A 24862-nucleotide genomic window follows, 5' to 3' on the forward strand; every position below is an offset into this window, starting at 1 on the left:
CTGAACGGTTTTTATTTTATTTTTTGATTACTTTTTCAAAGTATGTTTTATTATTGGTGGTAATTTTTACAAGATAATTCCCTTTTTCGAGGTTAGAAATATCTATGGAGTTTCCTTTAATATTATCCATATTTTTGAAGACCCTACCTATCATATCTACAACAACAATATTCTTGATTTGTTCTTTAGTATCAAAAAACAGAACTGAAGAAGTGGGATTTGGATAGATCCTCATTTCATTATTGGTTTTAATACTTTCCTCATTAATTGTTAAAGTACCATTATTCACCAAATCCAATCTATAGAATCCAAACGTTCCAGTTCCAATTATATAGTCTCTATAAATGGCGTACTTACCCATATTCGCTGCAGTTGAATAATATAATTTTGTCTCCCGTATTTTTTGCCAGGATACTCCATAATCTGTTGTTTTAAAAATATCTCCATCATGTACTCCATAGCCCGTACCATCATCGAAGATTTCAAAATCTTTAAAAGATCCTGTCCAGTTATTATTAACAAACCATGTGTTTCCCAAATCTACAGAACAATAACTTCCTACATATATTCTTGAAGAATTTCCGAAAATAATATCTCTAACATTAGAGACTCCTCCGGGAATACTAATGGTGCTCCAGGTTAGACCACCATCAATTGTCTTCATCATTTTTTCACTAGTAAGAAGAAACCCTACATTATTATCCACAAATTTCATGACTTGCACATATCGTCCCACCTCAAAAGGAGTTGACCATCCTGTCGTTTCGTTGTAAATAGTAACGTAACCTTTATATTGATCTGCATTATCTCCTCTCGTTGCCATTGCAAAGTCACCATTAGGCTTCATTGCTAGTGCCCCTGTCAAACCACGGGAAATACTCTGGATAGTCCAAGTTAAACCGTTATCTTGTGTTTTCCAAAATTCATAGGCATATTTACGTAGTCCGATTCCTTTACCATTAGGAAGTATACTAATAGCTCCAGTGGGTATACTAGGAGGCATATACTTCCAAGTCTTTCCCTTATCTGTTGATGCGTATTCTCCCCCTGCTGTTGCAAGATTTTTACTTGCATAAGAATAATCATATTTTAAGCCTCCTCTATAAATCCAATTTATTTTTTCAGGAATCCAGTTCACAAGATCTGTACTCTTAAAAATTGAATGATGTAGCTCGTTGCCTGTTTCATTATCTCCACCTACTAGAAATTTTCCTCCGCTTATTGCAAGAGCAGTAAAGACATGGAATGAAGTAGGATATATAACACTTGAATTCCATAATTCCCCTGTTGCTGTTCTGTACAATTTGTTTGGAGTTCCAACGGCAATGAATTCATTATTATAAACCTTAATATCCTTTAGAAGGGGAATATTTGTGTCCAGCCAAGTATTTCCACCATCCAATGTATATTTGGTAGTTCCATTATCAAGAGATGCAATACCGTTTAGTGCATTTTTAAAAATAACTTTCCAAAACCTACCAGGGCTTTCACTTACCTTAATCCAAGTTTGACCTCCATCCGTTGATTTTAAAATAAAGCTATTACCTGCTGCCGCCTCAGTTACACAGTATCCTGTATTTGCATCTGTAAAGAACAGACTTGTAATTTTTGCAGCATAATCACCAGTAGGTACCATATATACATTCCATGTAACCCCACCATCAGTAGATTTCATTATCCGGCTATTTGTAGTACTTATAAATATAGTGCTATCATTCAAAACAAACAATGCCTCGGGAAAAAGCGACCCAGGTAATGGATAAGAAACACCCGGTGTTGAAAACTTAGGATCAGAGATGATCAAGTTATATCCTATTACAGCATAACCTTTATTATTATGAATTGTAAAATCGCTTACGTTACTATAGTCATTAATTTTCCTCCAAGTATTACCTTCATTCTCAGTTATCAATAAATCATCATCTTCATTACGTTTTTGTACCAAGTAACTTCCATCTGGTAAAATTTCCATCTTCATCACGCTCTCCCCTTTTAAAAATGGGGTAGTGAGCATCCAGTCAGTATTCAATGATTGACTGAAAAATAGAGTACAGCATAGGATTGCTGTTGCAAATATTATTTTTTTCATGGTTTTAGTTTTAAATAAAAGGAGCTTATGGTAAACCACAAGCTCCTTTAAAATATTTTGAAGTGTAAACTAATTATTCTTCAGTTTTTTCTTCAGTAGTGTCAGCTTTAGCTTCTTCTACTTTTTCTTCTACTGCTGGAGCATCAGCAACAACTGTTGCTTTAGCTGGCGTAGATCTTCTGCTTCTTCTTGTAGCTTTTTTCTCTTCAGCATTAGGGTTGTAAAGCTCGTTGAAATCTACTAATTCGATAAGAGCAGTATCAGCAGCATCACCTGGTCTGAAACCTGTCTTAATGATTCTTGTATAACCACCGTTTCTTTCAGCGATTTTTGGAGCTACAGTTCTGAATAATTCAGCAACCGCAAATTTATTTTGAAGGTAAGAGAATACTACTCTTCTGTTATGTGTAGTATCTTCTTTTGCTTTTGTTAATAGAGGCTCAACATATACTCTTAAAGCTTTAGCTTTAGCTACAGTAGTGTTGATTCTTTTATGCTCAATTAGAGAACAAGCCATATTAGAAAGTAAAGCACTTCTGTGAGAAGCTGTTCTTCCTAAGTGATTGAATTTTTTACCGTGTCTCATTATTAATTATTTATCAGCGTCTAACTTATATTTTGCAACGTCGAAACCGAAGTTAAGACCTTTTGAATGCACTAATTCTTCTAGTTCTGTCAAAGATTTTTTACCAAAATTTCTGAATTTCATCAAATCAGACTTACTGTAAGAAACAAGTTCTCCAAGAGTTTCTACTTCAGCAGCTTTTAGACAGTTAAGGGCTCTTACAGAAAGATCCATATCTGCTAATTTAGACTTAAGTAGTTGTCTTGTGTGAAGTGTCTCTTCATCGTATTGGATAGATGCTTTTACAGCTTCAGTTTCAAGCGTGATTCTCTCATCAGAGAATAACATGAAGTGATAAATTAATATCTTAGAAGCTTCTGTTAAAGCATTCTGAGGGCTAATAGACCCATCAGTTTCTATATCTAATACAAGTTTTTCGTAGTCTGTTTTTTGCTCTACACGATAATTTTCAATGCTGTATTGTACTTTCTTGATCGGCGTAAAAATAGAGTCAATAGCAATAGTACCTACAGGTGCATTGTTTGACTTATTTTGTTCCGAAGGAACATACCCTCTACCTTTTTCAATATTGAAAGTAATTTCGAAAGTTACATCATTATTTAGGTTACAAATCACTAAATCCGGGTTTAAGACCTCAAATCCGTTGATCGATTTTCCTAAATCACCAGCAGTAATAATCGTTTGACCTGAAACTTTAGCAACAACCTGCTCGTTAGCCTGGCCTTCTGCTGAAGCTTTTAATCTAACCTGCTTAAGGTTAAGAATAATTTCGGTAACGTCTTCGATTACTCCTGGAATAGTTGAAAATTCGTGCTCTACACCTTCTATTTTGATAGATGAAATAGCGTATCCTTCCAGAGAAGAAAGCAACACTCTTCTCAAAGCATTACCGATTGTAAGCCCGAAACCTGGTTCTAAAGGTCTGAATTCGAATTGACCTTTAAATTCATCAGAGTTAAGTAAAATTACTTTATCGGGTTTTATGAATTGTAAAATTGCCATATTATTGGGTTGAGCAAAAATTTGATTAAAAAATTATTTAGAGTAAAGTTCGACGATAAGGTTCTCCTTAATGTCCTCCGGAATTTGGATTCTTTCAGGAGCAGAAATGAAAGTACCTTCTTTCTTCTCATCGTTGAATTGTAACCACTCATAGTTTGACTTAGAAGCCAATGCATTGGTAACAACCTCAAGAGACTTAGACTTTTCTCTTACAGTGATAATATCACCAGCTTTTACCAAATAAGAAGGGATGTTAAGGATTTCTCCGTTCACAGTGATGTGTCTGTGAGAAACCAATTGTCTTGCACCAGATCTAGTTTTAGCAAAACCTAATCTGTATACAACGTTATCCAATCTTGATTCACAAAGTTGTAATAGAACTTCCCCTGTTACACCTTTACTTCTGTGTGCTTTTTCAAATAAGTTAGCAAACTGTCTTTCTAAAATACCGTAAGTATATTTAGCTTTTTGTTTTTCAGCTAACTGAACTGCATATTCTGATTTTTTAGCACCTCTTCTCTTGTTAGGACCGTGTTGTCCTGGCGGTTGGTTTTTTCTCTTTTCGAAGTTTTTATCATCTCCGTAGATTGCAGCACCAAACTTTCTAGCAATCTTAGTTTTAGGTCCAATATATCTTGCCATAATGGGTAAATTCTAAAAATTAAACTCTTCTTCTTTTTGGTGGTCTACATCCATTGTGCGGCATAGGAGTCACATCAACGATTTCACTTACTTCAATACCTGAATTGTGAATAGATCTGATAGCAGATTCTCTACCTGCACCTGGACCTTTTACAAACACCTTTACTCTTCTTAAACCAGCTTCGTGAGCTACAGCAGAGCAATTTTCAGCTGCCATTTGAGCAGCAAATGGAGTATTCTTTTTAGAACCTCTGAAACCCATTTTACCGGCAGAAGCCCAAGAGATAACCTCTCCGTTTTTATTTGTTAAAGAAATGATGATGTTATTGAAAGAAGCTTGAATATGTGCTTCACCAATAGCTTCAACTTTTACTTTTCTTTTTTTAACTACTTTAGTTTGTTTTGCCATAATTCCTAACGATTATTTACTAGCTTTTTTCTTGTTAGCAACAGTTTTTCTCTTTCCTTTTCGGGTTCTAGAGTTGTTTTTCGTTCTCTGGCCTCTTAAAGGTAATCCTAGTCTGTGACGTATTCCTCGTTGGCATCCTATGTCCATCAATCTCTTGATGTTCAATTGCACTTCAGATCTTAATTCTCCTTCTACTTTTACGTTTTCAGAGATATATGTTCTGATTGCAGCCAATTCATCGTCATTCCATTCGTTGACTTTCTTGTCTTCGCTGATACCGGCAGCTTTAAGGATTTCAGAAGAAGTATTTCTTCCTACTCCATAGATGTAAGTTAAACCGATAACACCTCTTTTGTTTTTTGGTAAATCAATACCTGCAATTCTCGCCATAATTTAATGTTAACCTTGTCTTTGTTTAAATTTTGGGTTCTTCTTGTTGATTACGAACAGTACACCTTTTCTGCGTACAATTTTGCAATCAGCGCTTCTTTTTTTAATTGATGCTCTTACTTTCATTTTGATAGTATTTATTTTTTAACAAATGCCAAATGGAATGCATGTTCCATTTGGCTAATTGTTTAGTATCTAAATGTGATTCTCCCTTTTGTTAAATCATAGGGAGACATTTCTAGTTTTACCTTATCACCAGGTAAAAGTTTAATATAATGCATTCTCATTTTACCGGAAATATGAGCGATAAGTATATGCCCATTCTCCAGCTCTACACGGAACTGGGCGTTCGAAAGTGCTTCCGTGATAACGCCGTCTTGTTCAATATGTTTTTGTTTCGCCATAAATTAATATCCAGTCGTTCTTGATAATTTAGACTGCATTAAGCCATCATAATGATGGTTCAGCAGATATGTATTAATCTGTTGAACTGTATCTAAAATTACACCCACCATGATTAATAGCGACGTTCCCCCGAAAAACAGGGCAAACGCATCTGTCTGAACAAAGCTTCCATGCACAATTGCAGGAAGGACTGCAAAGATAGATAAAAAAATTGCACCTGGCAAGGTAATTTTTGATAAAATATCATCTAAATAATCAGCGGTCTCTTTTCCGGGTCTTACTTTTGGTACTAAACCTCCATTTCTCTTCAAGTCATCAGCCATTTGGTTTACCGGAATTGTAATTGCAGTATAGAAAAATGAGAAGATAATAATTAATAGCGCAAACAATACGTTGTATTGCCAGCTAAAAACATTTTTGAAACCTGCAAGAAAGGTATTAGATTCATCGAATTTTGTTAATAATCCTGGTACGAACATCAATGCCTGAGCAAAGATAATCGGCATTACACCAGCAGCATTTACTTTCAAAGGAATCCATTGTCTTGCTCCCTGCATAAGATTTTTGTTTACACCTCCTCTTGCTTGAGCTCTGCTTACATACTGAATAGGAATTTTTCTAACAGCCACTGATAAAATCACGGCCAGAAGAACAACTACCATCCAGAATAATACTTCAATAAGGATCATGATAGATCCCATTCCTCCTTTTCCGTTCTGCACGGCCATTTCCTGAACGAATGCTTCTGGTAATCTTGAAAGGATCCCCACCATAATAAGGATAGAGATACCATTTCCGATACCTTTGTCGGTGATTTTTTCACCTAACCACATTGCGAATACTGAACCACCTACCAAGATTACAATACTTGGCAACCAGAACATGATAGAATTTGGCTCTACAAAATATGCAGATTGGAATTGAGCATACGGTAAGAATAATTGAGTAATAGAAGTTAAGTAAGAAGGTGCCTGTACCAGACAAACCCCGATCGTTAACCATCTTGTAATTTGGTTCAATGTATTTCTACCTGACTCTCCATCTTTCTGAAGCTTCTGAAGATAAGGAATAGCCATTCCCATCAACTGAACAATAATAGAAGCAGAAATATAAGGCATGATACCCAACGCCATTACGGAAGCGTGGCTGAAAGCTCCCCCCGTAAACGACGAAAGCAAGCCAAGGAGACCTGCTCCTTGCTTGTTACCGCCTTGATTTTTATAATGCTCTAAGAGATCTCCCACCTCTGCAAGGTTAATTGCAGGAAGTGAGATATAAGATGCGAATCTATACACAAGGATAATACCTAACGTAAAGAGAATTTTATCTCTTAACTCCTTTAGGCTCCATATATTTTTAAGTGTTTGTATAAATTCTTTCATTAGTAAGTATTATAAGGTAATTGCTTTTCCACCTGCCTTAGCAATAAGCTCTTCAGCAGATTTAGTGAACTTGTCAGCAGAGATTGAAACCGCAGATTTCAATTCTCCTCTACCCATAATTTTCACTAATTCGTTTTTAGAAACTATCCCGTTTGCTACTAAAACTTCTTTCGTGATATCTCCAGTGATGGATTTGTTCTCGATTAAAGTTTGAATAGTGTCAAGGTTAACTCCTCTAAACTCTTTTCTGTTTACGTTTTTGAATCCGAATTTAGGTAATCTTCTTTGTAAAGGCATCTGTCCACCTTCGAAACCGATTTTCTGAGAATAACCAGCTCTAGCTTTCTGACCTTTGTGACCTTTTGTTGAAGTACCTCCTTTTCCACTACCTTGACCTCTACCAATTCTCTTTGAGTTGAAAGTAGATCCTGCAGCAGGTTGTATGTTATTTAAATTCATTTTAATTTCTCTTTTATAAAATTATTTTTGAACTTCAAGTAAGTGGCTTACTGCAGCGATCATTCCTAAGATAGAAGGAGTTGCTTCGTGTTCTACAACTTGGTGAAGTTTTTTTAATCCTAATGCTTCAAGCGTTCTCTTTTGGGTTTTTGTTCTACCAATAGCGCTTCTTACTTGCTTTACTTTAATTGTTGCCATTGTTTTATTATTAACCGTTAAACACTTTACTTAGAGAAACTCCTCTCATTCTTGCGATCTCTTCAGGTCTTCTGATATCCAATAACGCTTTGAAAGTAGCTTTCACCACGTTGTGAGGGTTAGAAGATCCTTTAGATTTTGAAAGGATATCGTGAATACCAGCAGATTCCAATACCGCTCTTACCGCACCACCTGCGATAAGTCCTGTACCGTGAGAAGCAGGTCTTAAGAAGATATCTGCACCACCGTATCTAGCAGTAGTTTGGTGAGGAATAGTATGGTTCATTACAGGAACTTTCACAAGGTTTTTCTTAGCGTCTTCAACTGCTTTAGCAATTGCAGAAGCAACCTCTTTAGATTTTCCTAAACCAAAACCGATAATACCTTCTTCGTTACCTACTACAACAATAGCAGAAAATCCGAAAGCTCTACCCCCTTTAGTTACTTTTGTTACTCTGTTAACAGCTACGAGACGATCTTTTAATTCTAATCCTCCCGGTTTTACTCTTTCTATATTATCTAGTCCTAACATATTTTCCGAAATTTAATGATTAGAATTTAAGTCCACCTTCTCTCGCACCATCAGCTAGAGCTTTTACTCTACCGTGGTAAACGAAACCGTTTCTGTCAAATACAATACTTTCGATTCCTGCAGCGATAGCTTTAGCAGCGATAGCTTTACCAACAGCAGCAGAAACTTCAGTCTTAGTACCTTTAGCGTCTACACCTTTCTCTCTAGAAGAAGCTGATGCTAAAGTTTTACCATTTTTATCATCGATTAACTGAGCGTAAATTTCCTTATTACTTTTGTATACAGATAATCTTGGCAATTCAGAAGATCCAGAGATTTTCCCTCTTACTCTTCTTTTGATTCTTATTCTTTTTTCTAATTTACTTAATGCCATAATACTTATAATTTATTAAGCAGATTTACCAGCTTTACGTCTAACAATTTCTCCTACGAATCTTACACCTTTTCCTTTGTATGGCTCAGGCTTTCTGAAAGAACGGATCTTTGCAGTAACCATTCCTAGAAGTTGCTTGTCGTGAGACGCTAAAGTAATAATTGGGTTTTTACCTTTTTCAGTCAATGTATCAATTTTCACTTCAGTTGGAAGTTCTAATACGATACCGTGAGAGAATCCTAAAGCTAACTCAAGTTTTTGACCTGTGTGAGAAGCTCTATATCCTACCCCTACTAGTTCTAGTTTCTTTTCGAAACCTTCTGATACACCTACGATCATGTTGGCGATCAACGCTCTGTATAAACCGTGAAGCGCTTTGTGTTGTTTAGAATCAGATGGTCTGTTTACGTTAAGTTCACCATCTTTCTGTTCTAAAGTAATTCCTGCTGTAAGCTCCTGAGAAAGTTCTCCTTTAGCTCCTTTTACTGTTACTACACCGTTATTTTCAGTGACTGTAACTCCAGCTGGAATTGTTATAATTGCTTTACCAATTCTTGACATTTTCCTCTGATTAAAAATTAATAAACATAGCAGATTACTTCACCGCCTACTTTCTCTTCTCTAGCTTTCTTGTCAGTCATTACTCCTTTAGAAGTAGAGATGATAGAAATACCCAAACCGTTTAGTACTCTTGGAAGTTCAGTAGAACCTTTGTACTGTCTCAAACCTGGTCTAGAAGCTCTTTGAATAGACTTGATAGCAGGTTTGTTAGTTTGCTTATCGTACTTTAAAGCGATTTTGATCACTCCTTGAACAGCGCTATCTTCAAACTTGTAGTTTAAGATATACCCTTGATCAAATAAGATCTTAGTAATCTCCTTTTTGATTTTCGATGCAGGAATTTCCACCACCTTGTGGCCTGCGCTTTGTGCGTTCCTTACTCTTGTTAGGAAATCTGAAATTGGATCTGTTACCATTTTTCTTTTATAAATTATTGGTTAAAGAACAATCAGTTTTGAAAAGACTTGAAGATTAAAATATCAGACTTCAGAAATTCTTAGGTCTGATATTTTTATTCTCTAGTATCTTGACAACTTAATTGTCCCGATTTTCAATTAGTAATTATTACCAACTAGCTTTTCTTACACCTGGGATAAGACCGTTGTTTGCCATTTCTCTGAAAGTTACTCTGGAAATACCAAACGTTCTCATGTATCCTCTTGGTCTACCTGTTAGTTTACATCTGTTGTGTAATCTTACAGGAGAAGCATTTTTTGGTAATTTTTGAAGTCCTTCGTAATCACCTGCTTCTTTTAAAGCTTTTCTTTTGTCAGCGTATTTAGCAACAAGTGCTTCTCTTTTGCGCTCACGCGCTTTCATTGATTCTTTAGCCATTTCTTAGTTCTTTTTAAATGGTAAACCGAAGTGAGTTAATAATGCTTTAGCTTCTTTATCTGTCTTCGCAGTTGTAACGAAAGTAATGTCCATCCCTTGGATTTTTTTCACTTTGTCAATTACGATTTCAGGGAAGATAATTTGCTCAGTAATACCTAAGTTGTAGTTACCTCTACCATCGAAACCATCTGCTTTGATACCAGAGAAATCTCTGATACGTGGTAAAGCAGAAGAAGTAAGTCTGTCTAAGAACTCATACATTCTGTGAGCTCTCAATGTTACTTTTGCTCCTACAGGCATTCCTTTTCTTAGTTTGAATGCAGCTTCATCTTTCTTAGAGATTGTACCTACTGCTTTCTGACCTGTAATGTTTGTTAATTCTTCTACAGCATAATCAATAATTTTCTTATCTGCAGTAGCATCTCCTAAACCTTGCGAAATAACGATTTTCTCTAATCTAGGTACTTGCATGATTGACTTGTACCCAAATTCTTCCATCATTGCAGGAACAATTTGCTCTTTATATATTTTTTTGGGTCTTGCTATAAATTCCATGTGTTAATTTAAATTATAAAGTTTCACCCGTTTTTTTGTTGATTCTTACTTTCGTATCTCCTTCGATTTTGTAACCGATTTTGATAGCTTTTCCGTCTTTATCAACTAAAGCTACGTTTGAGATATGAATAGAAGCTTCCTTTTCAGTAATTCCTCCTTGAGGATTTGAAGCTGAAGGCTTAACGTGTTTTTTAACGATGTTAAGTCCTGCAACAATTACTCTAGGGTCTCTACCTTCTTTCTTGATCACTTCAATAACTTCACCAGTTTTACCTTTGATATCTTTCTTACCAGTAGTAATGATTACGTTATCTCCTCTTTTTATTTTTAACTTTGACATTTCTTTAAAAAATTTTAAAAATTAAAGTACTTCAGGAGCTAATGAAATGATTTTCATATATTCTTTGTCTCTCAACTCACGAGCAACTGGTCCGAAAACACGAGTTCCTCTCATTTCTCCCGCTGCGTTTAGTAATACACAAGCATTGTCGTCGAATTTGATGTATGAACCATCTTTTCTTCTTACTGCTTTTTTAGTTCTTACTACTACAGCTTTAGATACCTGACCTTTTTTAGCGTTTCCTGATGGTGTAGAATCCTTGATAGTAACAACGATTTTATCACCAACTGAAGCATATCTTCTTCTGGTTCCTCCCAGAACTCTGATAACTAGTACTTCTTTTGCACCTGTGTTATCAGCAACTTTTAATCTTGATTCTGTTTGTAACATTATTACTTAGCTTTTTCAATGATTCTTACTAATCTCCATCTCTTGCTCTTGCTCATAGGTCTAGTTTCTTGGATAAGAACTGTATCACCTTCTGTGCATTCGTTGTTCTCGTCGTGTGCAGTATATTTTTTCGTTTTCAAAACGAATTTACCGTACATCGGGTGCTTCACTCTTGTAGTTTCACTAACAACAATAGTTTTTTCCATTTTATTGCTGGAAACCACTCCGATTCTTTCTTTTCTTAAATTTCTATCCATTGTAAAATGAAATTATTGTTTGTTAGTTAACTCAGTGTTTAGTCTTGCGATTGTTCTTCTCAAATCTTTGATTTGAATCGGGTTTTCAATTGGGCTGATTGCATGAGCCAATTTCAATTTAGAATATTGAGCTTTTGCTTCAGTTAATTGAGCTTGAATATCACCCGCGCTTAAATTTTTAATATCAGCATTTTTCATTGTATTCAAAGATTATAGAGGTTTAACAAAATCGTTAGCAACGATGAATTTAGTAACTACTGGTAATTTTTGTGCAGCAAGTCTTAAAGCTTCCTTAGCGATATCGTAAGGTACACCTCCGATTTCGAACATAATTTTACCTGGTTTTACTACAGCTACCCAGTATTCAACAGCACCTTTACCTTTACCCATACGTACTTCCGCTGGTTTTTTAGTAATTGGCTTATCTGGGAAGATTTTGATCCATAGTTGACCTTCTCTCTTCATATATCTTGTAGCAGCAATACGAGCTGCTTCAATTTGTCTTGCAGTGATCCAAGCTCCTTCCGTAGCTTTGATCCCAAAAGTTCCGTAAGCAAGTTGACTACCTCTTTGGGCATTCCCCTTCATCTTCATCTTGTGAACTCTACGGAATTTGGTTCTTTTTGGTTGTAACATAATTTCTAAATTTTAGATTTTAGATTTTAGATTTTAGATTTTTTTTAATTTTAAAAAAGTAACGGTAATTTAAAATTCAAAATTTCTAATCTAAAATTTTAATTATTATTGTTATTGTTGTTGTTTTTTCTAGGTCTTCTGTTGTCTCTGTCTCCTCCTCTGTTTCCTCTGTCTGACTGACCTCCTTTTTTCTGTTGTCCCACTAGTGGAGAAAGTTCTCTTTTACCGTAAACTTCACCTTTCATGATCCAAACTTTTACACCTAGTCTACCGTAAGTAGTGTGAGCTTCTGCCCAGTGGTAATCGATATCTGCTCTGAAAGTAGACAATGGAATTCTTCCGTCTTTGAAAGATTCTGATCTTGCCATTTCAGCTCCGTTCAATCTACCAGAGATTTGAACTTTGATACCTTCAGCACCCATTCTCATAGTACTTGCCATTGCCATTTTAACAGCTCTTCTGTAAGAAATTCTGTTTTCAATTTGCTTAGAAATACTATCAGCAACTAGTACAGCATCTAATTCAGGTCTTTTGATTTCGAAAATATTGATTTGAATATCCTTACCTGTAAGTTTCTTCAATTCTTCTTTCAATTTATCAACTTCCTGACCTCCTTTACCGATGATAAGTCCCGGTCTAGCAGTAGTGATTGTAACTGTTACTAATTTTAATGTTCTTTCAATATAAATTTTTGAAATACCACCTTTAGATAATCTAGCCTCAAGGTATCTTCTGATTTTGTAGTCTTCAGCGATTCTGTCTCCATAATCGTTTCCACCAAACCAGTTAGAATCCCATCCTCTGATGATACCTAATCTATTACCAATTGGATTTGTCTTCTGTCCCATACCTTGATTAATTTTCTTTTTTACCTAAGATTAATGTAATGTGGTTTGATCTTTTTCTGATTCTGTACCCTCTACCTTGTGGAGCTGGTCTTAGTCTCTTCAATTGTCTTGCACTGTCTACAAAAATTTCTTTAACGATAAGATTTGCTTCTTCAATATCAGCACCTTCGTTTTTAGTTTGCCAGTTAGCCATTGCTGAAAGCAATACTTTTTCTAACTTGTTAGATGCGTCTTTTTTAGAATATTTTAGAATGTATAAAGCTTTGTCCACTTGCTCACCTCTAATGATATCAGCTACTAATCTCATTTTTCTTGGAGAAGATGGGCAATCATTGTGAATTGCTTTTACTACATCTTGGTTTGTCAATTTACGTGCTAATGCACTTTCTCTTTTTCTTGATCCCATGATTATCTGCTTCCTTTGTTTTTGTTACCACCATGACCTCTGAAAGATCTTGTTGGAGAAAATTCGCCTAGCTTGTGACCAACCATGTTTTCTGTAACATAAACAGGGATAAAAGATTTCCCGTTGTGTACTGCAATAGTTTGTCCTACGAAGTCCGGAGAGATCATTGATGCTCTAGACCAAGTTTTGATAACTGTCTTCTTACCAGACTCTATATTTGTCTGAACCTTCTTATCTAAAGTATGATGAATGAATGGTCCTTTTTTAAGTGATCTTGCCATAATTATTTACGTTTAGATATGATATGACGGTTAGACGCTTTATTTTTCTTTCTGGTTTTGTAACCTTTAGCAGGCATACCGTTTCTAGATCTTGGGTGACCTCCTGAAGAACGTCCTTCACCACCTCCCATTGGGTGATCTACTGGGTTCATTACAACCGCTCTTGTTCTTGGTCTTCTACCTAACCATCTGCTTCTACCAGCCTTACCTGATACAGTTAATTGGTGGTCTGAGTTAGAAACTGATCCAATCATTGCATAACATTCAGTAAGGATCATTCTTGATTCTCCTGAAGGTAACTTGATGATTGCATATTTTCCATCTCTAGAAGTTAATTGAGCTGAAGAACCAGCACTTCTTGCTAAAATTGCACCTTGACCAGGCTTCATTTCAACACAAGAAATAACAGTACCTAATGGAATGTTTTTCAACTTCATTGCGTTCCCTACATTTGGTTCTACGCTTTCACCAGAAATTACTTTCTGATCAACTTTGATACCATTTGGAGCGATGATATATCTTTTCTCTCCATCTGCGTACTCTAGTAAAGCGATAAATGCAGTTCTGTTTGGATCATACTCTACAGTTTTTACAGTTGCTTCAACGTTTGCTTTGTTTCTTTTGAAGTCAATAATTCTGTATTTCTTTTTGTGTCCACCTCCGGTGTAACGCATGGTCATTTTACCAGTTTGGTTACGTCCACCTGACTTACTAATACCAACTGTTAGAGATTTCTCTGGTTTGTTGGTAGTAATTTCTTCAAAATTGTTTACAATTCTGAATCTCTGTCCCGGGGTGATAGGTTTTAATTTTCTAACAGACATTACTATTATTTATAATTAATAATTAATTTACAGCAAAAATATCGATAACCTCACCTTCAGCAAGTTTGATTACCGCTTTTTTCAATTTGTTTGTCTTTCCTACTTGAAGACCTTTTTTAGTGTATTTTGAAGAAACCTTCGGAGCATAAATCATTGTGTTAACGTCTGCTACTTTTACACCGTAAGCTGCTTCAACAGCTTTTTTAATCTGGATTTTATTCGCCTTAGGATTAACTAAGAAAGAATAAGAACCTCTTAAATCTGTAAGGTAATTAGCCTTTTCTGAAATAACTGGTTTAATAATAATAGACATGACTTATTTCTTTAAATTTTCCTGGAATTTTTCAACTGCACCTTCGAAGAAAATAATCTCACCTGCGTTTACTAGATCGTAAGAACTGATCTCGTTGAAGTTCATTACTTTAGTTTTAGGTAAGTTTCTTGAAGATAAATACACATTCTTGTTAGCTTCAGGAAGAACGAATAAAGATTTTTTACCGTTAAGTTCCAATGCGTTTAATACATTGATGAAATCTTTAGTCTTAGGAGCACCAAAGCTCAAATCTTCTAAAACTTTAATGCTGTTGTCTCTCATTTTCTGAGATAAAACAGATTTTTTAGCTAATCTCTTAAGAGCTTTGTTCAATTTGAATCTGTAGTCTCTTGGTTTTGGTCCGAATACTCTACCTCCACCTCTGAAAGTTGGAGATTTGATATCACCATATCTAGCAGATCCTGATCCTTTTTGCTTCTTAAGCTTTTTAGTAGAAGCAGTAATTTCGCTTCTTTCTTTTGCTTTATGAGTCCCTTGTCTTTGTGCAGCAAGGTACTGTTTAACTTCTAAGTAAACCGCGTGCTGATTTGGCTCAATTCCGAATACTGTTTCGTCTAGAGTTACTTTTCTTCCGGTCTCTTTTCCTGATGTATTTAATACTACTAGTTCCATTTTCTGATAATTACATAAGAATTTTTAGCTCCCGGAACAGCACCTTTTACTACTAAAAGATTTTGTTCTTGATCAACTTTTAACACTTGAAGGTTTTGAACAGTTACCTGCTCACCTCCCATTCTTCCAGCCATTCTCATCCCTTTGAATACTCTTGAAGGGTCTGAACCAGCACCGATAGAACCTGGAGCTCTAAGTCTGTTGTGCTGACCATGAGTTGCCTGCATTACACCTCCAAATCCGTGTCTTTTAACAACACCCTGGAAGCCTTTACCTTTTGAAGTTCCTGTTACGTCAACATATTCACCTTCGATGAATAAATCAACTTTCACTTCTTCTCCTACTTTAGCATCAGAGAATCCATCATGGAATTCTACTAATTTAGCTTTAGGAGCAGAACCAGCCTTTTTAAAATGGCCAGCTAACGCTTTACCAACGTTCTTTTCACTCTTGTCATCGAAACCTAATTGAACAGCTGTATAACCGTCTTTTTCTAAGGTTCTGACCTGTAAAATCGAGCATGGACCAGCTTGAATAACTGTACAAGGAATGTTTTTCCCGTCTTCGTTAAACAAAGAAGTCATACCGATTTTTTTACCAATAATACCTGACATTGTTTATATTATAATAAAATTTATCCTTTATTTATCACCATTTTTTGGAAGTCTGAAGTAATTTCTACTTTTGATATAGGCATACTACGCTCCTAAAATGAGTGTGCAAATCTACGAATAATTTTATTACTGACAAATATTTTGACTAAAATATTTTGATTTTTAACCATTTACACTTTTTTAAAAAAATCACCTTTTATTTTTAAGACAAACCAAACCTATCGAGAAAGAACAGAAGTCTCAAAAAATATATTTTACAACAGCAACATTAAACTTTACCGTCTATAATTAAAAAAAAGCAAAAGCCTTATGAAACCATAAAGCTTTGCATTTTCGACATCCTATATATTAAGGAATTAATTCTATAGGATTATTTCTTTTTTTCAATTTATCTTTTACTAAACTTTCTGCACCGGCATCCAGCTTAAATCCACTTTTCGCCATTTCCTGGACCAGATTCTCCTGGCTATTTTTCAATCCTTTGTAAAAATCTGCCTTAGATATCTTTTTTCCGTTCATTCTTTTCTCTGAAATCCACAAAGACTTTTCATCGGCAAAATTTTTATAACTTAATAATTCAAATTTATAATGCTTTTTATCATCTTCCATTTCTACAATGAGTCCCGGCAATCCATAAAACTTATACGGGCCGTCTGACACAGGAATATCGTTTGTAAACCAAGCTTTATAATTACGCCCTCCATACTTAAGAACAGCAGCCTGGCATTTCAGATTTCCAATATTCTTTTTTTCACTGGTGATCTTCCAGTTAAATCCGGGATTTTCTTCATAGGAAAAATCCATTCTGATTATTTTATCATAATAATCAATTTTGCTTTTGGCCGGATCTTTAATAATTCTGTATGTAAAATTAGTTTTTGGAATGTTTGTTAAATCCAATGTTGACGTCCTCACACTAGTATTAACCAATCCCGCAGCAACAGAATCTCTTTTATAAGAGTTCAAACTCATGAATTGCGATTTATCCTTCCCTCTCTGTAATATAAAATATTCCTCACTTTTATTTTCAACATCCAAGGAGTCACGCTGATTAGTCAATAAATAAATATATTGAGATTTTACTACATCTATATCCACATTCTTTTGGCCATAGAGCCCATTCCCCATCGTGCATAAAAAGAAGAACAGCATCGACGCTATAAATTGTTTTTGCATAAAAAAGTATCTACAGTAAACTATAAAAGAGGATATGACATCCCCTTTCATAGTTTGTATTGATTAATATTAATTAATTTCCACACAGTATATCATCCGCTATAATAGCGATGTCAATCACATCAGCAAGCGTTTCTCCACAAGCCATTCCTGTGATTCCACAAGAAAGAGTTGTAGGTACACAGCCATACGCAGCTGCCGCTTCAACCTTAACAGTTGCATTTTCTTCTACAATTTCAGTTTCAGAGGAAATAGTATTCGCACTCATTGAACCAGCAACCATAATTGTTGCTACTAAGAATAATTTTTTCATGGTAATAATTTTTTGTTTTAGTTTCACTAAGTAATTAAAAAAAAGGCAAATAGCCAAATTTTCAACAAAGAAAATCACCAATTAATGAAAAATAATTAAGTATTTAACATAAAATATGAATATTTATTTTCGATAAGCATTATCCAACTTCAATATTAATGGTTATTTGATAACATTAACTCCAACTTCTTCTAATCTTATATGTTCTTCAGCAGAAATCCCGTCATCTGTAATCAGATAATCTACCTGATCCAATAATGCGATTTTACCGAACCCTTTCTTATTTAATTTTGAAGAATCTGCCAGAATAATAGTCTGATCTGCACACTCCATCATCACCTGATTCAAATGAGCTTCCGCTGCATTGGAAGTACTGATCCCAAAATCTACATCAATTCCGTCTACTCCCAGAAAAAGCTTATTGCAGGAAAACTGCCTAAGGATACCTTCTGAGATAGATCCCACGATGGAAGTAGAGCTTTTTCTAACCTCTCCACCCAATTGGATGATATTAATATTAGGATTATTACAAAGTTCAATAGCCACCCTCAGCGAAGATGTTAATACCGTAAGCGGGCCAAAATTCACCAGCATCCTTGCAAGATAATGCATGGTAGTCCCGGAAGCCAGTATAATACAGTCATTCTCCTGAATCAAAGAGAGTGCAGCCTTTGCAATGGCCTGCTTTGCTTCCACATTAATACTTTCCTTTTCTACCACATTTTTTTCATAGGCATATCTTAGCTGTTTACTGGCTCCTCCATGATTTCTGAAAAGAAGCCCTATACTTTCAAGAAAATTCAGATCCTTTCGTATCGTAACCGAAGAAACATTCAGTTTTTCACATAGATCCTGAACAAGAACATGTCCTTTTTCATCAAGTTCTTTTAGTATTTCATCATGCCTGGGGATTAGCTTCTCCATTTTATTCGTTTGATCAAAAATACCCTTTTTTTTCCACATCTTAAAATTTCATTTATTTTCTTTTTGCTTTCATTTTTAATTTATATATTTGAAAACGAAACATAAACGAAACATTTATGAAACGAAACGAAGAACTCAGTAAGTTAACCAATGTAAAGGAATGGGACTTTATTGTCATCGGAGGGGGAGCCAGTGGTTTAGGCTCAGCATTAGATGCAGTAAGCAGAGGATTCAAAACCTTATTGCTTGAATCTCATGATTTTGCGAAAGCAACTTCTAGCAGAAGCACCAAGTTAGTACACGGTGGGGTAAGATATTTGGCACAGGGAGATGTTGGATTAGTGAAAGAGGCTTTAAAAGAAAGAGGTCTATTAGCAAAAAATGCAGCGCATATTGTAAAAAACCAATCTTTTATTATCCCCAATTACACATGGTGGGGTGGAATCTATTATAAGATAGGACTCTCTGTTTATGATTTCCTTGCGGGAAAACTAAGCTTGGGTAAAACGAAATATATCGGTAAGTCTAAAACCGTTGAAAAACTTCCCACTATTGAACAAAACCATTTAGTAAGTGGTGTTGTTTACCAGGACGGACAGTTTGATGATGCAAGGCTTGCGATTAACTTAACCCAAACCATTATAGAGAAAGGCGGAAGTGCAGTTAACTATGTAAAGGTGGTTAATCTTCTGAAAGATGATGCTGATAAAATTATTGGTGTCGTAGCAGAGGATCAATTCTCGAAACAGCAATATCAAATTCACGCAAAGGTGGTCATTAATGCTACAGGTGTCTTCACAAATGACATTCTTAACATGAATAATCCTAAGCATGGTAAGCTGGTGGTACCCAGCCAGGGAATTCATCTGGTATTGGATAAATCATTCCTGAAAAGTGATGACGCCATTATGATTCCTAAAACTTCTGATGGCAGGGTTCTATTTGTTGTGCCTTGGCATGACAGAGCTTTGGTAGGAACTACTGATACCCTTCTAAAGGATGAAAGCTTTGAACCGCGTGCCTTAGAAGAAGAGATCAACTTTGTTTTAAACACAGCAAGACAGTATCTGTCTAAAAAACCAACCCGTGAAGATGTAAAATCTGTCTTTGCCGGCCTTCGTCCTCTTGCTGCTCCTAAAGATGGAAGCAAAAGTACAAAAGAGGTTTCCCGAAGCCATAAAGTAATTGCCTCTGAAACCGGATTAATCTCCATTATTGGTGGAAAGTGGACTACTTATCGTAAGATGGCAGAGGATACTGTTGACAAGGCAATGCAAGTACACAAACTGGGTAATACTACCTCAAAAACAGAACACATGTCCATTCATGGAAATGTAAAACCCGAACAGGTAGACAGAACCAATCATTTATACGTATACGGATCTGATATTCCTGCTATAAAAGCTTTACAGGAAAGCAACCCACGCCTTTTACAAAAAATACATCCTGATCACCCTTTCACGGTTGCAGAAGTAGTTTGGGCTGTAAGAAATGAAATGGCTGAAACTATTGAAGACGTTTTGGCAAGAAGAGCACGTTTACTATTCCTTGATGCCAGAGCAGCTATAGACAGCGCCCACAACGTTGCAAGAATTATTGCAGAAGAGAAAGGATATTCTGAAGAATGGGCTCAGCAGCAGGAAAACGAATTTATCGAACTAGCAAAAGGATATCTATTAACACCTTATTCACCTAAAGTCATCAACCTTAATTAATCATAATATGAATGAAAAATTAATACTCGCTTTAGATCAGGGAACTACTTCCTCCAGAGCGATTCTATTCAATCACAGCGGAGAAATAAAATATGTATCTCAAAAAGATTTCAGACAAATATTTCCAACTCCGGGCTGGGTAGAGCATGACCCGAACGAGATCTGGTCTTCACAGATTTCAGTGGCCGCAGAAAGTATTGCCAAGGCTGGCATTTCCGGATTGGAAGTAGCCGCAATTGGTATCACCAACCAACGTGAGACAACTATTGTTTGGGATAAGGAAACCGGTGAACCTATTTACAATGCTATTGTCTGGCAAGACCGTAGAACTTCAAAGTACTGCGATGAACTGAAAGAACAAGGGCATGCAGAAACTATAAAAGAAAAAACAGGACTTATTCTTGATGCTTACTTCTCTGCAACGAAGCTGAAATGGATCCTTGACAATGTAGACGGGGCGAGAGAAAAAGCTGAAGCCGGAGAACTATGCTTCGGAACTGTTGATACATGGCTTGTGTGGAAATTAACCCGTGGGAAAATGTTTATCACTGATGTTTCCAATGCCAGCAGAACCATGCTTCTAAATATCCATACATTAGAATGGGATTCTGACTTATTAGAATTATTCAACATTCCTAAAGCCATTCTTCCTGAGGTAAAGCAAAGCAGTGAGGTATATGGAGAAACAGCCACTACTCTATTCTCTACGAAAATTCCGATTGCAGGTATTGCAGGAGACCAACAGGCAGCTTTGTTTGGACAGATGTGTACTTCTCCCGGAATGGTTAAAAACACCTACGGAACAGGATGCTTCTTACTAATGAACACAGGAAAAGAAGCTGTTGCCTCCAAGAATAATCTTCTGACTACGGTTGCATGGAAGATTAATGGAGAAGTCAACTACGCCCTGGAAGGAAGTGTATTTGTAGGAGGTGCAGCCATCCAATGGCTGAGAGATGGTCTTAAACTTATTCATTCTTCTGAGGAAGTAAATGATCTTGCAGCATCTGTTGAAGACAATGGCGGAGTTTACTTTGTTCCTGCCCTTACCGGTCTAGGTGCCCCTCATTGGGATCAGTATGCACGTGGAACTATTGTAGGAATTACTCGTGGAACTACTGATGGACATATTGCAAGAGCTACCCTTGAAGGAATTGCCTTTCAGGTATATGATATTGTAAAATCCATGGAGGCTGATTCCGGAAGAGCAAGTCTTGAACTAAGAGTAGACGGTGGCGCTTCAGCAAGCAACCTATTGATGCAGATACAATCTGACCTTTTCGGATTTAAAATCACAAGACCCAAAACACTGGAAACAACAGCGTTGGGAGCGGCCTACCTTGCAGGTCTTGCAGTAGGATACTGGAAAAATATTGATGAAATACAGGAACAATGGATTGTGGACAAAGATTTCCACCCTCAATTGGATAAAGAAAAGGTAGATACCATGGTTCACTTTTGGACCAAAGCCGTATCTCGTGCTCAAAGCTGGATCGAAGATTAATCCCCTGACCTTAAAAATACACGTATGAGTCCATTTATCGCAGAAGTAATCGGAACGATGCTTCTTATATTGTTAGGCAACGGCGTTGTAGCCAATGTTGTCTTGAAAGATACCAAAGGAAATAATTCCGGATGGATTGTTATTACCACTGCCTGGGCGTTAGCCGTTTTTGTCGGGGTAACCGTTGCAGGTCCTGTAAGTGGAGCTCATTTAAATCCGGCCGTAACCATTGGTTTGGCTGCTGCAGGAAAGTTTTCCTGGGATTTAGTGCCTTCTTACATTGCTGCCCAAATGATTGGAGGAATGCTGGGTGCATTTCTGGTATGGCTGTTCAATAAAGATCATTTTGCCATTACAGAAGATGAAGGAGCAAAATTGGCTTGTTTCAGCACAAGTCCTGCCATCAGAAAGGTTTCATCCAACCTTATCAGTGAGATTATCGGGACATTTGTACTGGTATTTGTTATTCTCCATTTTTCGAATCCTAGCATCACATTACAGGCAGATCCTAACGCACAAGTTGGACTTGGCACTGTAGGAGCCATTCCCGTTACATTTCTTGTTTGGGTAATAGGTCTTTCTTTAGGAGGAACTACAGGATACGCCATCAACCCTGCCAGAGATCTCGCCCCAAGAATTATGCATTCTATTCTTCCCGTAAAAGGAAGCAGTGATTGGAGCTACTCATGGATTCCTGTAATAGGCCCTGTTACAGGTGCTATAATTGCCGCTTTATTATTCCTGATTTTAAAATAAAAAATACACATGATGAGAATACTAAAAGGGATCTTCCTGCTACTTCTGGGTACAGGGAAGTTATTTTCACAAGAGAGCAGTGATACGAAAGAGACAAAAGAAGGCAGACTTGATTTCACGGCCAATATTCAAAACAACCATTTATGGAGAGGCTTGATTATTACTGACAAACCGGTTGTGATGGGTAATCTTTCATATGCTTTGGATGCAGAAAAGAAATGGAAAGTAGGTATTTGGGGAGCTTCTGCACTGGCAGATGACAAAGACAATACCCATTACAAAGAGATCAATTACTATGTTCAGTATTCTAACGGACGTTTTTATATTGGATTATGGGATCTTTACAACTCGAGAAACATCAACACAGCCATTGCTGCCGATGATATCTTTAGTTACTCCCAAAGGAGAACAGCTCATATTATTGATTTAAGAACCAATTACACATTCGGGCCTTCTTTCCCTATTAATATTGAGGCAGACATTATGCTTTATGGTGGTGCTAATGCAGGAGAAGTTATTCTGGAAGCCGATGGAAGCTATAAAAAGAACAGATATTCCACTTATATTCAGGCAAGTTATCCTGTAATAAGCGGGCAGAAAGTGAATCTGGATGCGTTTGTAGGAGCAGGATTTTCACTCAACGACAAATCCTTTTTGTATGGAAATGGAAAAAACAATTTTGATATTGTTAATGTAGGAGTAAAAGCAGGAAAGATTATCAAGATCACAGATCATTACAATCTTCCGGTCTCTATGATGGCGATGTGGAACCCGTCTAATAAATATGCAAGAATTCAACTTGCAGCAACAGTTTTTTAATCTAGCTTTAACTAAATTATAGACAAGCCGCTCCTTTTGGGGCGGTTTTTGTTATTACTAAAAGTCAATATCAGGGTTTTTACGGCTTACTGACTGGGTAAATATTCCTAATTTTGAAAAAAAACTATGAAAAAAATTTTCAGCTTAGTAATTCTGTGCATCAGTATGTTTGCTTTAGCACAGATAAAAACTCCTTTTAACGGACACAGAAGCTTTGATATTCTTAAAGGATATAGCGGTACCGGTACTCCTCATTATTATTTGGATTTGAAAAAAAATGGCGATGTACACTTTGGATATGTTCAGGTGAATCAGGCCAACGGAAAGGAAACCAAAGAAGAAATAAATGCAGGCAAATATGCTCCCAACAAGGTAATGAAAGTTGTATTTAAAAAATTCAACGAGACCTTTTTTGTTAAACTTAACAACAATAAAATCTACCTGACGGATGAAAAAGGAAACATCCAAAATCTTGAGGGTTGCTGCTCTTCCAGCGAAAGCATAGACAAAGAGACCTGCCCCTGTGAAAGTGAGCTGTACCAATAAAATATAGCTACTGCTTTCTGTGCCCGAAATGACTAAACCAAATTGCAACTGCAAGAGTATTTTACATCAATGAAAATTTTAAGAATTTTACTGCTATTCTTTCTAATGGCTTCATGCAGTAAGAAAGAAAATCATCCTTACACGTTCTATTACTGGAAAACCAACTTGAAATTGGATCGTGAAGAAAAGAAAGTATTGGATCAGGCTTCTGTTCCTTATTTATATACCCGGTTTTTTGATGTTGATAAAATGGGAGGAAAGTTTCAGCCTGTTGCTGTCATCACCAAGGACAAGAGCTTTGAAACTCAAAAACAGATTGTACCTACTGTTTTTATAACCAATCGGACTTTATTGGGTATTTCTTCAGAAGAGATTAAGTTTCTTGCAGAAAGCATTCATCAGCTGGTTCAAAAGAAAGCCCAGGAATATCATTTGAAGACCAATAATGAAATTCAAATTGATTGTGACTGGACCGCCGGAACGCGGGATGATTATTTTAAATTTTTAAAAGAACTTAAAAGGGTTTCCGGAAAAGAAATTACCTGTACATTACGTCTTCATCAGGTTAAGGATAAAAAGAAAACAGGAATTCCACCGGTAGGAAAAGTGTATCTGATGTGCTACTCTACTTCTTCGCCATTGGAAAAGTCAGACAAAAATTCTATTCTGGATGTTCCTACTCTTAAAAGTTATCTTTCAAAAATGGAAGATTATCCCATCAAAGAAATTGAAGTGGCTCTCCCTATTTATTCATGGGGCATTATTACCAATCATCTGGACAAGCACAGACTGATCAATGCCTTATCTAAAAGTGACCTTGAAAACCCCAATTTTAAGAAAATCTCTGATCATGAAGTTGAAATAATGAAAGACGGTTTTTATTTTGGAAACTATCTTAATAAAGGTTTTAAAATAAAGGTAGAAGAAATTTCCAAAGAACAACTGGAAGATGTCACAGCTTTCCTTGATAAAAAAATCCCGCATTTTAATATTATTTATTATCAATTAGATAGTAAATTTGTGTTAGATCGAAACTTTTAAATCTTTTACAGATTACGGCAGATTATAAAAACATCATTAAGCTGAATTATTTTCTGCCAGCACCATTATTACAAACAACTATATAAAATTATAAAAACACTACACACCC

38 protein-coding genes are annotated in these 24862 nt (G+C 36.2%); 6 read left to right on the forward strand and 32 right to left on the reverse strand.

Annotation, left to right across the window (positions count from 1 at the left end; all coding sequences use genetic code 11):
• Positions 1 to 16: 16 nt before the first annotated feature.
• The 32 genes from C7D53_RS12440 to C7D53_RS12595 form a co-directional block, all read right to left on the reverse strand.
• Positions 17 to 2089 carry a T9SS type A sorting domain-containing protein gene (locus C7D53_RS12440; protein WP_106916802.1) on the reverse strand — a complete coding sequence of 691 codons (2073 nt, stop codon included), beginning with the start codon at positions 2087 to 2089 and terminating at the stop codon, positions 17 to 19.
• 73 nt (positions 2090 to 2162) lie between these two features.
• On the reverse strand, positions 2163 to 2675 hold the full coding sequence (gene rplQ, locus C7D53_RS12445) for a 50S ribosomal protein L17 (RefSeq protein WP_106916803.1): 513 nt from the start codon (positions 2673 to 2675) through the stop codon (positions 2163 to 2165).
• 6 nt (positions 2676 to 2681) lie between these two features.
• Positions 2682 to 3677 (reverse strand): DNA-directed RNA polymerase subunit alpha, encoded by a 996-nt coding sequence (locus C7D53_RS12450; protein ID WP_106916804.1) that lies wholly within the window; start codon positions 3675 to 3677, stop codon positions 2682 to 2684.
• A gap of 33 nt (positions 3678 to 3710) precedes the next feature.
• Positions 3711 to 4319, reverse strand: a complete 609-nt coding sequence (rpsD, locus tag C7D53_RS12455; protein ID WP_106916805.1) for a 30S ribosomal protein S4 — start codon at positions 4317 to 4319, stop codon at positions 3711 to 3713.
• A 19-nt stretch (positions 4320 to 4338) separates the two neighbouring features.
• Entirely contained in the window at positions 4339 to 4728 is a 390-nt protein-coding gene (gene rpsK / locus C7D53_RS12460; protein WP_034694697.1) for a 30S ribosomal protein S11, read from the reverse strand.
• A 12-nt stretch (positions 4729 to 4740) separates the two neighbouring features.
• A complete protein-coding gene (rpsM, locus tag C7D53_RS12465) occupies positions 4741 to 5118 on the reverse strand; it encodes a 30S ribosomal protein S13 (RefSeq protein ID WP_034738759.1) in 378 nt (125 codons plus the stop codon).
• 9 nt (positions 5119 to 5127) lie between these two features.
• Complete coding sequence (gene rpmJ / locus C7D53_RS12470) at positions 5128 to 5244, reverse strand: 50S ribosomal protein L36 (RefSeq protein WP_007839480.1); 117 nt, start codon at positions 5242 to 5244, stop codon at positions 5128 to 5130.
• Between the two features lie 62 nt (positions 5245 to 5306).
• The gene (gene infA, locus C7D53_RS12475; RefSeq protein ID WP_034684855.1) at positions 5307 to 5522 is read right to left on the reverse strand and encodes a translation initiation factor IF-1; all 216 of its coding nucleotides are present in this window, start codon (positions 5520 to 5522) and stop codon (positions 5307 to 5309) included.
• A gap of 3 nt (positions 5523 to 5525) precedes the next feature.
• On the reverse strand, positions 5526 to 6905 hold the full coding sequence (gene secY, locus C7D53_RS12480) for a preprotein translocase subunit SecY (RefSeq protein WP_103289186.1): 1380 nt from the start codon (positions 6903 to 6905) through the stop codon (positions 5526 to 5528).
• Between the two features lie 9 nt (positions 6906 to 6914).
• Positions 6915 to 7364 carry a 50S ribosomal protein L15 gene (gene rplO / locus C7D53_RS12485; protein WP_034694692.1) on the reverse strand — a complete coding sequence of 150 codons (450 nt, stop codon included), beginning with the start codon at positions 7362 to 7364 and terminating at the stop codon, positions 6915 to 6917.
• A gap of 21 nt (positions 7365 to 7385) precedes the next feature.
• On the reverse strand, positions 7386 to 7562 hold the full coding sequence (gene rpmD / locus C7D53_RS12490; protein WP_029297759.1) for a 50S ribosomal protein L30: 177 nt from the start codon (positions 7560 to 7562) through the stop codon (positions 7386 to 7388).
• Positions 7563 to 7572: 10 nt separating this feature from the next.
• Positions 7573 to 8094 (reverse strand): 30S ribosomal protein S5, encoded by a 522-nt coding sequence (gene rpsE, locus C7D53_RS12495; protein WP_045491132.1) that lies wholly within the window; start codon positions 8092 to 8094, stop codon positions 7573 to 7575.
• Positions 8095 to 8113: 19 nt separating this feature from the next.
• A complete protein-coding gene (gene rplR / locus C7D53_RS12500; protein WP_034694689.1) occupies positions 8114 to 8467 on the reverse strand; it encodes a 50S ribosomal protein L18 in 354 nt (117 codons plus the stop codon).
• Positions 8468 to 8482: 15 nt separating this feature from the next.
• Positions 8483 to 9028 (reverse strand): 50S ribosomal protein L6, encoded by a 546-nt coding sequence (gene rplF / locus C7D53_RS12505; RefSeq protein ID WP_106916806.1) that lies wholly within the window; start codon positions 9026 to 9028, stop codon positions 8483 to 8485.
• 17 nt (positions 9029 to 9045) lie between these two features.
• Entirely contained in the window at positions 9046 to 9444 is a 399-nt protein-coding gene (gene rpsH, locus C7D53_RS12510) for a 30S ribosomal protein S8 (protein WP_106916807.1), read from the reverse strand.
• A 148-nt stretch (positions 9445 to 9592) separates the two neighbouring features.
• Positions 9593 to 9862: a 30S ribosomal protein S14 gene (gene rpsN, locus C7D53_RS12515; RefSeq protein WP_047376574.1), complete on the reverse strand. Its 270-nt coding sequence runs from the start codon at positions 9860 to 9862 to the stop codon at positions 9593 to 9595.
• A 3-nt stretch (positions 9863 to 9865) separates the two neighbouring features.
• Positions 9866 to 10417, reverse strand: coding sequence for a 50S ribosomal protein L5 (gene rplE / locus C7D53_RS12520; protein WP_106916808.1), 552 nt, complete (start codon positions 10415 to 10417; stop codon positions 9866 to 9868).
• A 13-nt stretch (positions 10418 to 10430) separates the two neighbouring features.
• On the reverse strand, positions 10431 to 10757 hold the full coding sequence (rplX, locus tag C7D53_RS12525; RefSeq protein ID WP_106916809.1) for a 50S ribosomal protein L24: 327 nt from the start codon (positions 10755 to 10757) through the stop codon (positions 10431 to 10433).
• Between the two features lie 21 nt (positions 10758 to 10778).
• Positions 10779 to 11147: a 50S ribosomal protein L14 gene (rplN, locus tag C7D53_RS12530; protein ID WP_002983226.1), complete on the reverse strand. Its 369-nt coding sequence runs from the start codon at positions 11145 to 11147 to the stop codon at positions 10779 to 10781.
• A 2-nt stretch (positions 11148 to 11149) separates the two neighbouring features.
• The gene (gene rpsQ, locus C7D53_RS12535; protein WP_027387210.1) at positions 11150 to 11404 is read right to left on the reverse strand and encodes a 30S ribosomal protein S17; all 255 of its coding nucleotides are present in this window, start codon (positions 11402 to 11404) and stop codon (positions 11150 to 11152) included.
• A gap of 12 nt (positions 11405 to 11416) precedes the next feature.
• Positions 11417 to 11602: a 50S ribosomal protein L29 gene (gene rpmC, locus C7D53_RS12540; RefSeq protein ID WP_027371716.1), complete on the reverse strand. Its 186-nt coding sequence runs from the start codon at positions 11600 to 11602 to the stop codon at positions 11417 to 11419.
• Between the two features lie 12 nt (positions 11603 to 11614).
• Positions 11615 to 12040, reverse strand: a complete 426-nt coding sequence (gene rplP, locus C7D53_RS12545) for a 50S ribosomal protein L16 (protein WP_029297776.1) — start codon at positions 12038 to 12040, stop codon at positions 11615 to 11617.
• 98 nt (positions 12041 to 12138) lie between these two features.
• Positions 12139 to 12888: a 30S ribosomal protein S3 gene (gene rpsC / locus C7D53_RS12550; RefSeq protein ID WP_076353263.1), complete on the reverse strand. Its 750-nt coding sequence runs from the start codon at positions 12886 to 12888 to the stop codon at positions 12139 to 12141.
• A gap of 7 nt (positions 12889 to 12895) precedes the next feature.
• Positions 12896 to 13294, reverse strand: coding sequence for a 50S ribosomal protein L22 (rplV, locus tag C7D53_RS12555; protein WP_034694674.1), 399 nt, complete (start codon positions 13292 to 13294; stop codon positions 12896 to 12898).
• 2 nt (positions 13295 to 13296) lie between these two features.
• Positions 13297 to 13575, reverse strand: coding sequence for a 30S ribosomal protein S19 (gene rpsS / locus C7D53_RS12560; protein WP_034702850.1), 279 nt, complete (start codon positions 13573 to 13575; stop codon positions 13297 to 13299).
• 2 nt (positions 13576 to 13577) lie between these two features.
• Positions 13578 to 14399 carry a 50S ribosomal protein L2 gene (gene rplB / locus C7D53_RS12565; protein WP_076353262.1) on the reverse strand — a complete coding sequence of 274 codons (822 nt, stop codon included), beginning with the start codon at positions 14397 to 14399 and terminating at the stop codon, positions 13578 to 13580.
• Positions 14400 to 14421: 22 nt separating this feature from the next.
• Positions 14422 to 14712 carry a 50S ribosomal protein L23 gene (rplW, locus tag C7D53_RS12570; protein ID WP_103289180.1) on the reverse strand — a complete coding sequence of 97 codons (291 nt, stop codon included), beginning with the start codon at positions 14710 to 14712 and terminating at the stop codon, positions 14422 to 14424.
• A 3-nt stretch (positions 14713 to 14715) separates the two neighbouring features.
• A complete protein-coding gene (gene rplD, locus C7D53_RS12575) occupies positions 14716 to 15345 on the reverse strand; it encodes a 50S ribosomal protein L4 (protein WP_045491156.1) in 630 nt (209 codons plus the stop codon).
• The gene (gene rplC / locus C7D53_RS12580; RefSeq protein WP_076353261.1) at positions 15336 to 15959 is read right to left on the reverse strand and encodes a 50S ribosomal protein L3; all 624 of its coding nucleotides are present in this window, start codon (positions 15957 to 15959) and stop codon (positions 15336 to 15338) included. The genes rplD and rplC overlap by 10 nt, the downstream gene beginning before the upstream one ends.
• Positions 15960 to 16307: 348 nt before the next feature.
• A complete protein-coding gene (locus C7D53_RS12585; protein ID WP_162926167.1) occupies positions 16308 to 17135 on the reverse strand; it encodes a GLPGLI family protein in 828 nt (275 codons plus the stop codon).
• A 73-nt stretch (positions 17136 to 17208) separates the two neighbouring features.
• Positions 17209 to 17448, reverse strand: coding sequence for a hypothetical protein (locus C7D53_RS12590; protein WP_162926168.1), 240 nt, complete (start codon positions 17446 to 17448; stop codon positions 17209 to 17211).
• Between the two features lie 162 nt (positions 17449 to 17610).
• On the reverse strand, positions 17611 to 18372 hold the full coding sequence (locus C7D53_RS12595; protein ID WP_106917117.1) for a DeoR/GlpR family DNA-binding transcription regulator: 762 nt from the start codon (positions 18370 to 18372) through the stop codon (positions 17611 to 17613).
• 116 nt (positions 18373 to 18488) lie between these two features.
• Here C7D53_RS12595 and C7D53_RS12600 point away from each other — a divergent pair, with 116 nt between their 5' ends.
• The 6 genes from C7D53_RS12600 (at position 18489) to C7D53_RS12625 (ending at position 24753) form a co-directional block, all read left to right on the forward strand.
• A complete protein-coding gene (locus C7D53_RS12600) occupies positions 18489 to 20087 on the forward strand; it encodes a glycerol-3-phosphate dehydrogenase/oxidase (RefSeq protein WP_106916812.1) in 1599 nt (532 codons plus the stop codon).
• Between the two features lie 7 nt (positions 20088 to 20094).
• The gene (glpK, locus tag C7D53_RS12605) at positions 20095 to 21591 is read left to right on the forward strand and encodes a glycerol kinase GlpK (protein WP_106916813.1); all 1497 of its coding nucleotides are present in this window, start codon (positions 20095 to 20097) and stop codon (positions 21589 to 21591) included.
• 24 nt (positions 21592 to 21615) lie between these two features.
• Positions 21616 to 22347 (forward strand): MIP/aquaporin family protein, encoded by a 732-nt coding sequence (locus C7D53_RS12610; protein ID WP_106916814.1) that lies wholly within the window; start codon positions 21616 to 21618, stop codon positions 22345 to 22347.
• 9 nt (positions 22348 to 22356) lie between these two features.
• Entirely contained in the window at positions 22357 to 23166 is an 810-nt protein-coding gene (locus C7D53_RS12615) for a hypothetical protein (protein WP_106916815.1), read from the forward strand.
• A 126-nt stretch (positions 23167 to 23292) separates the two neighbouring features.
• Complete coding sequence (locus C7D53_RS12620) at positions 23293 to 23712, forward strand: hypothetical protein (RefSeq protein WP_106916816.1); 420 nt, start codon at positions 23293 to 23295, stop codon at positions 23710 to 23712.
• Positions 23713 to 23781: 69 nt separating this feature from the next.
• The gene (locus tag C7D53_RS12625) at positions 23782 to 24753 is read left to right on the forward strand and encodes a hypothetical protein (protein ID WP_106916817.1); all 972 of its coding nucleotides are present in this window, start codon (positions 23782 to 23784) and stop codon (positions 24751 to 24753) included.
• Positions 24754 to 24862 lie beyond the last annotated feature (109 nt).

The organism is Chryseobacterium aurantiacum (genome assembly GCF_003020585.1).
In the GTDB taxonomy this organism is placed as follows: Bacteria; Bacteroidota; Bacteroidia; order Flavobacteriales; family Weeksellaceae; genus Chryseobacterium; species Chryseobacterium aurantiacum.

Coding starts and splice junctions, on each gene's coding strand:
- rplN (WP_002983226.1), bottom strand. CDS start 11,147: ATGTTACAAACAGAATCAAGATTAAAAGTTGCTGATAACACAGGTGCA.
- rpsQ (WP_027387210.1), bottom strand. CDS start 11,404: ATGGATAGAAATTTAAGAAAAGAAAGAATCGGAGTGGTTTCCAGCAAT.
- rpmJ (WP_007839480.1), bottom strand. CDS start 5,244: ATGAAAGTAAGAGCATCAATTAAAAAAAGAAGCGCTGATTGCAAAATT.
- C7D53_RS12600 (WP_106916812.1), top strand. CDS start 18,489: ATGAAACGAAACGAAGAACTCAGTAAGTTAACCAATGTAAAGGAATGG.
- rplX (WP_106916809.1), bottom strand. CDS start 10,757: ATGTCAAAGTTAAAAATAAAAAGAGGAGATAACGTAATCATTACTACT.
- rpsM (WP_034738759.1), bottom strand. CDS start 5,118: ATGGCGAGAATTGCAGGTATTGATTTACCAAAAAACAAAAGAGGTGTT.
- rpmD (WP_029297759.1), bottom strand. CDS start 7,562: ATGGCAACAATTAAAGTAAAGCAAGTAAGAAGCGCTATTGGTAGAACA.
- rplW (WP_103289180.1), bottom strand. CDS start 14,712: ATGTCTATTATTATTAAACCAGTTATTTCAGAAAAGGCTAATTACCTT.
- rplV (WP_034694674.1), bottom strand. CDS start 13,294: ATGGGATCAAGAAAAAGAGAAAGTGCATTAGCACGTAAATTGACAAAC.
- C7D53_RS12625 (WP_106916817.1), top strand. CDS start 23,782: ATGAAAATTTTAAGAATTTTACTGCTATTCTTTCTAATGGCTTCATGC.
- C7D53_RS12615 (WP_106916815.1), top strand. CDS start 22,357: ATGATGAGAATACTAAAAGGGATCTTCCTGCTACTTCTGGGTACAGGG.
- rplC (WP_076353261.1), bottom strand. CDS start 15,959: ATGTCAGGTATTATTGGTAAAAAAATCGGTATGACTTCTTTGTTTAAC.
- rpsE (WP_045491132.1), bottom strand. CDS start 8,094: ATGTTAGGACTAGATAATATAGAAAGAGTAAAACCGGGAGGATTAGAA.
- rplP (WP_029297776.1), bottom strand. CDS start 12,040: ATGTTACAACCAAAAAGAACCAAATTCCGTAGAGTTCACAAGATGAAG.
- rpsS (WP_034702850.1), bottom strand. CDS start 13,575: ATGGCAAGATCACTTAAAAAAGGACCATTCATTCATCATACTTTAGAT.
- infA (WP_034684855.1), bottom strand. CDS start 5,522: ATGGCGAAACAAAAACATATTGAACAAGACGGCGTTATCACGGAAGCA.
- C7D53_RS12595 (WP_106917117.1), bottom strand. CDS start 18,372: ATGGAGAAGCTAATCCCCAGGCATGATGAAATACTAAAAGAACTTGAT.
- rplB (WP_076353262.1), bottom strand. CDS start 14,399: ATGTCTGTTAGAAAATTAAAACCTATCACCCCGGGACAGAGATTCAGA.
- C7D53_RS12590 (WP_162926168.1), bottom strand. CDS start 17,448: ATGAAAAAATTATTCTTAGTAGCAACAATTATGGTTGCTGGTTCAATG.
- rpsC (WP_076353263.1), bottom strand. CDS start 12,888: ATGGGACAGAAGACAAATCCAATTGGTAATAGATTAGGTATCATCAGA.
- rplD (WP_045491156.1), bottom strand. CDS start 15,345: ATGGAACTAGTAGTATTAAATACATCAGGAAAAGAGACCGGAAGAAAA.
- rpsD (WP_106916805.1), bottom strand. CDS start 4,319: ATGGCAAGATATATTGGACCTAAAACTAAGATTGCTAGAAAGTTTGGT.
- C7D53_RS12450 (WP_106916804.1), bottom strand. CDS start 3,677: ATGGCAATTTTACAATTCATAAAACCCGATAAAGTAATTTTACTTAAC.
- glpK (WP_106916813.1), top strand. CDS start 20,095: ATGAATGAAAAATTAATACTCGCTTTAGATCAGGGAACTACTTCCTCC.
- C7D53_RS12620 (WP_106916816.1), top strand. CDS start 23,293: ATGAAAAAAATTTTCAGCTTAGTAATTCTGTGCATCAGTATGTTTGCT.
- secY (WP_103289186.1), bottom strand. CDS start 6,905: ATGAAAGAATTTATACAAACACTTAAAAATATATGGAGCCTAAAGGAG.
- rplO (WP_034694692.1), bottom strand. CDS start 7,364: ATGAATTTAAATAACATACAACCTGCTGCAGGATCTACTTTCAACTCA.
- rplE (WP_106916808.1), bottom strand. CDS start 10,417: ATGGAATTTATAGCAAGACCCAAAAAAATATATAAAGAGCAAATTGTT.
- rplF (WP_106916806.1), bottom strand. CDS start 9,028: ATGTCAAGAATTGGTAAAGCAATTATAACAATTCCAGCTGGAGTTACA.
- rpsN (WP_047376574.1), bottom strand. CDS start 9,862: ATGGCTAAAGAATCAATGAAAGCGCGTGAGCGCAAAAGAGAAGCACTT.
- rplR (WP_034694689.1), bottom strand. CDS start 8,467: ATGGCATTAAGTAAATTAGAAAAAAGAATAAGAATCAAAAGAAGAGTA.
- rpsH (WP_106916807.1), bottom strand. CDS start 9,444: ATGGTAACAGATCCAATTTCAGATTTCCTAACAAGAGTAAGGAACGCA.
- rpmC (WP_027371716.1), bottom strand. CDS start 11,602: ATGAAAAATGCTGATATTAAAAATTTAAGCGCGGGTGATATTCAAGCT.
- C7D53_RS12610 (WP_106916814.1), top strand. CDS start 21,616: ATGAGTCCATTTATCGCAGAAGTAATCGGAACGATGCTTCTTATATTG.
- C7D53_RS12585 (WP_162926167.1), bottom strand. CDS start 17,135: ATGCAAAAACAATTTATAGCGTCGATGCTGTTCTTCTTTTTATGCACG.
- rplQ (WP_106916803.1), bottom strand. CDS start 2,675: ATGAGACACGGTAAAAAATTCAATCACTTAGGAAGAACAGCTTCTCAC.
- C7D53_RS12440 (WP_106916802.1), bottom strand. CDS start 2,089: ATGAAAAAAATAATATTTGCAACAGCAATCCTATGCTGTACTCTATTT.
- rpsK (WP_034694697.1), bottom strand. CDS start 4,728: ATGGCAAAACAAACTAAAGTAGTTAAAAAAAGAAAAGTAAAAGTTGAA.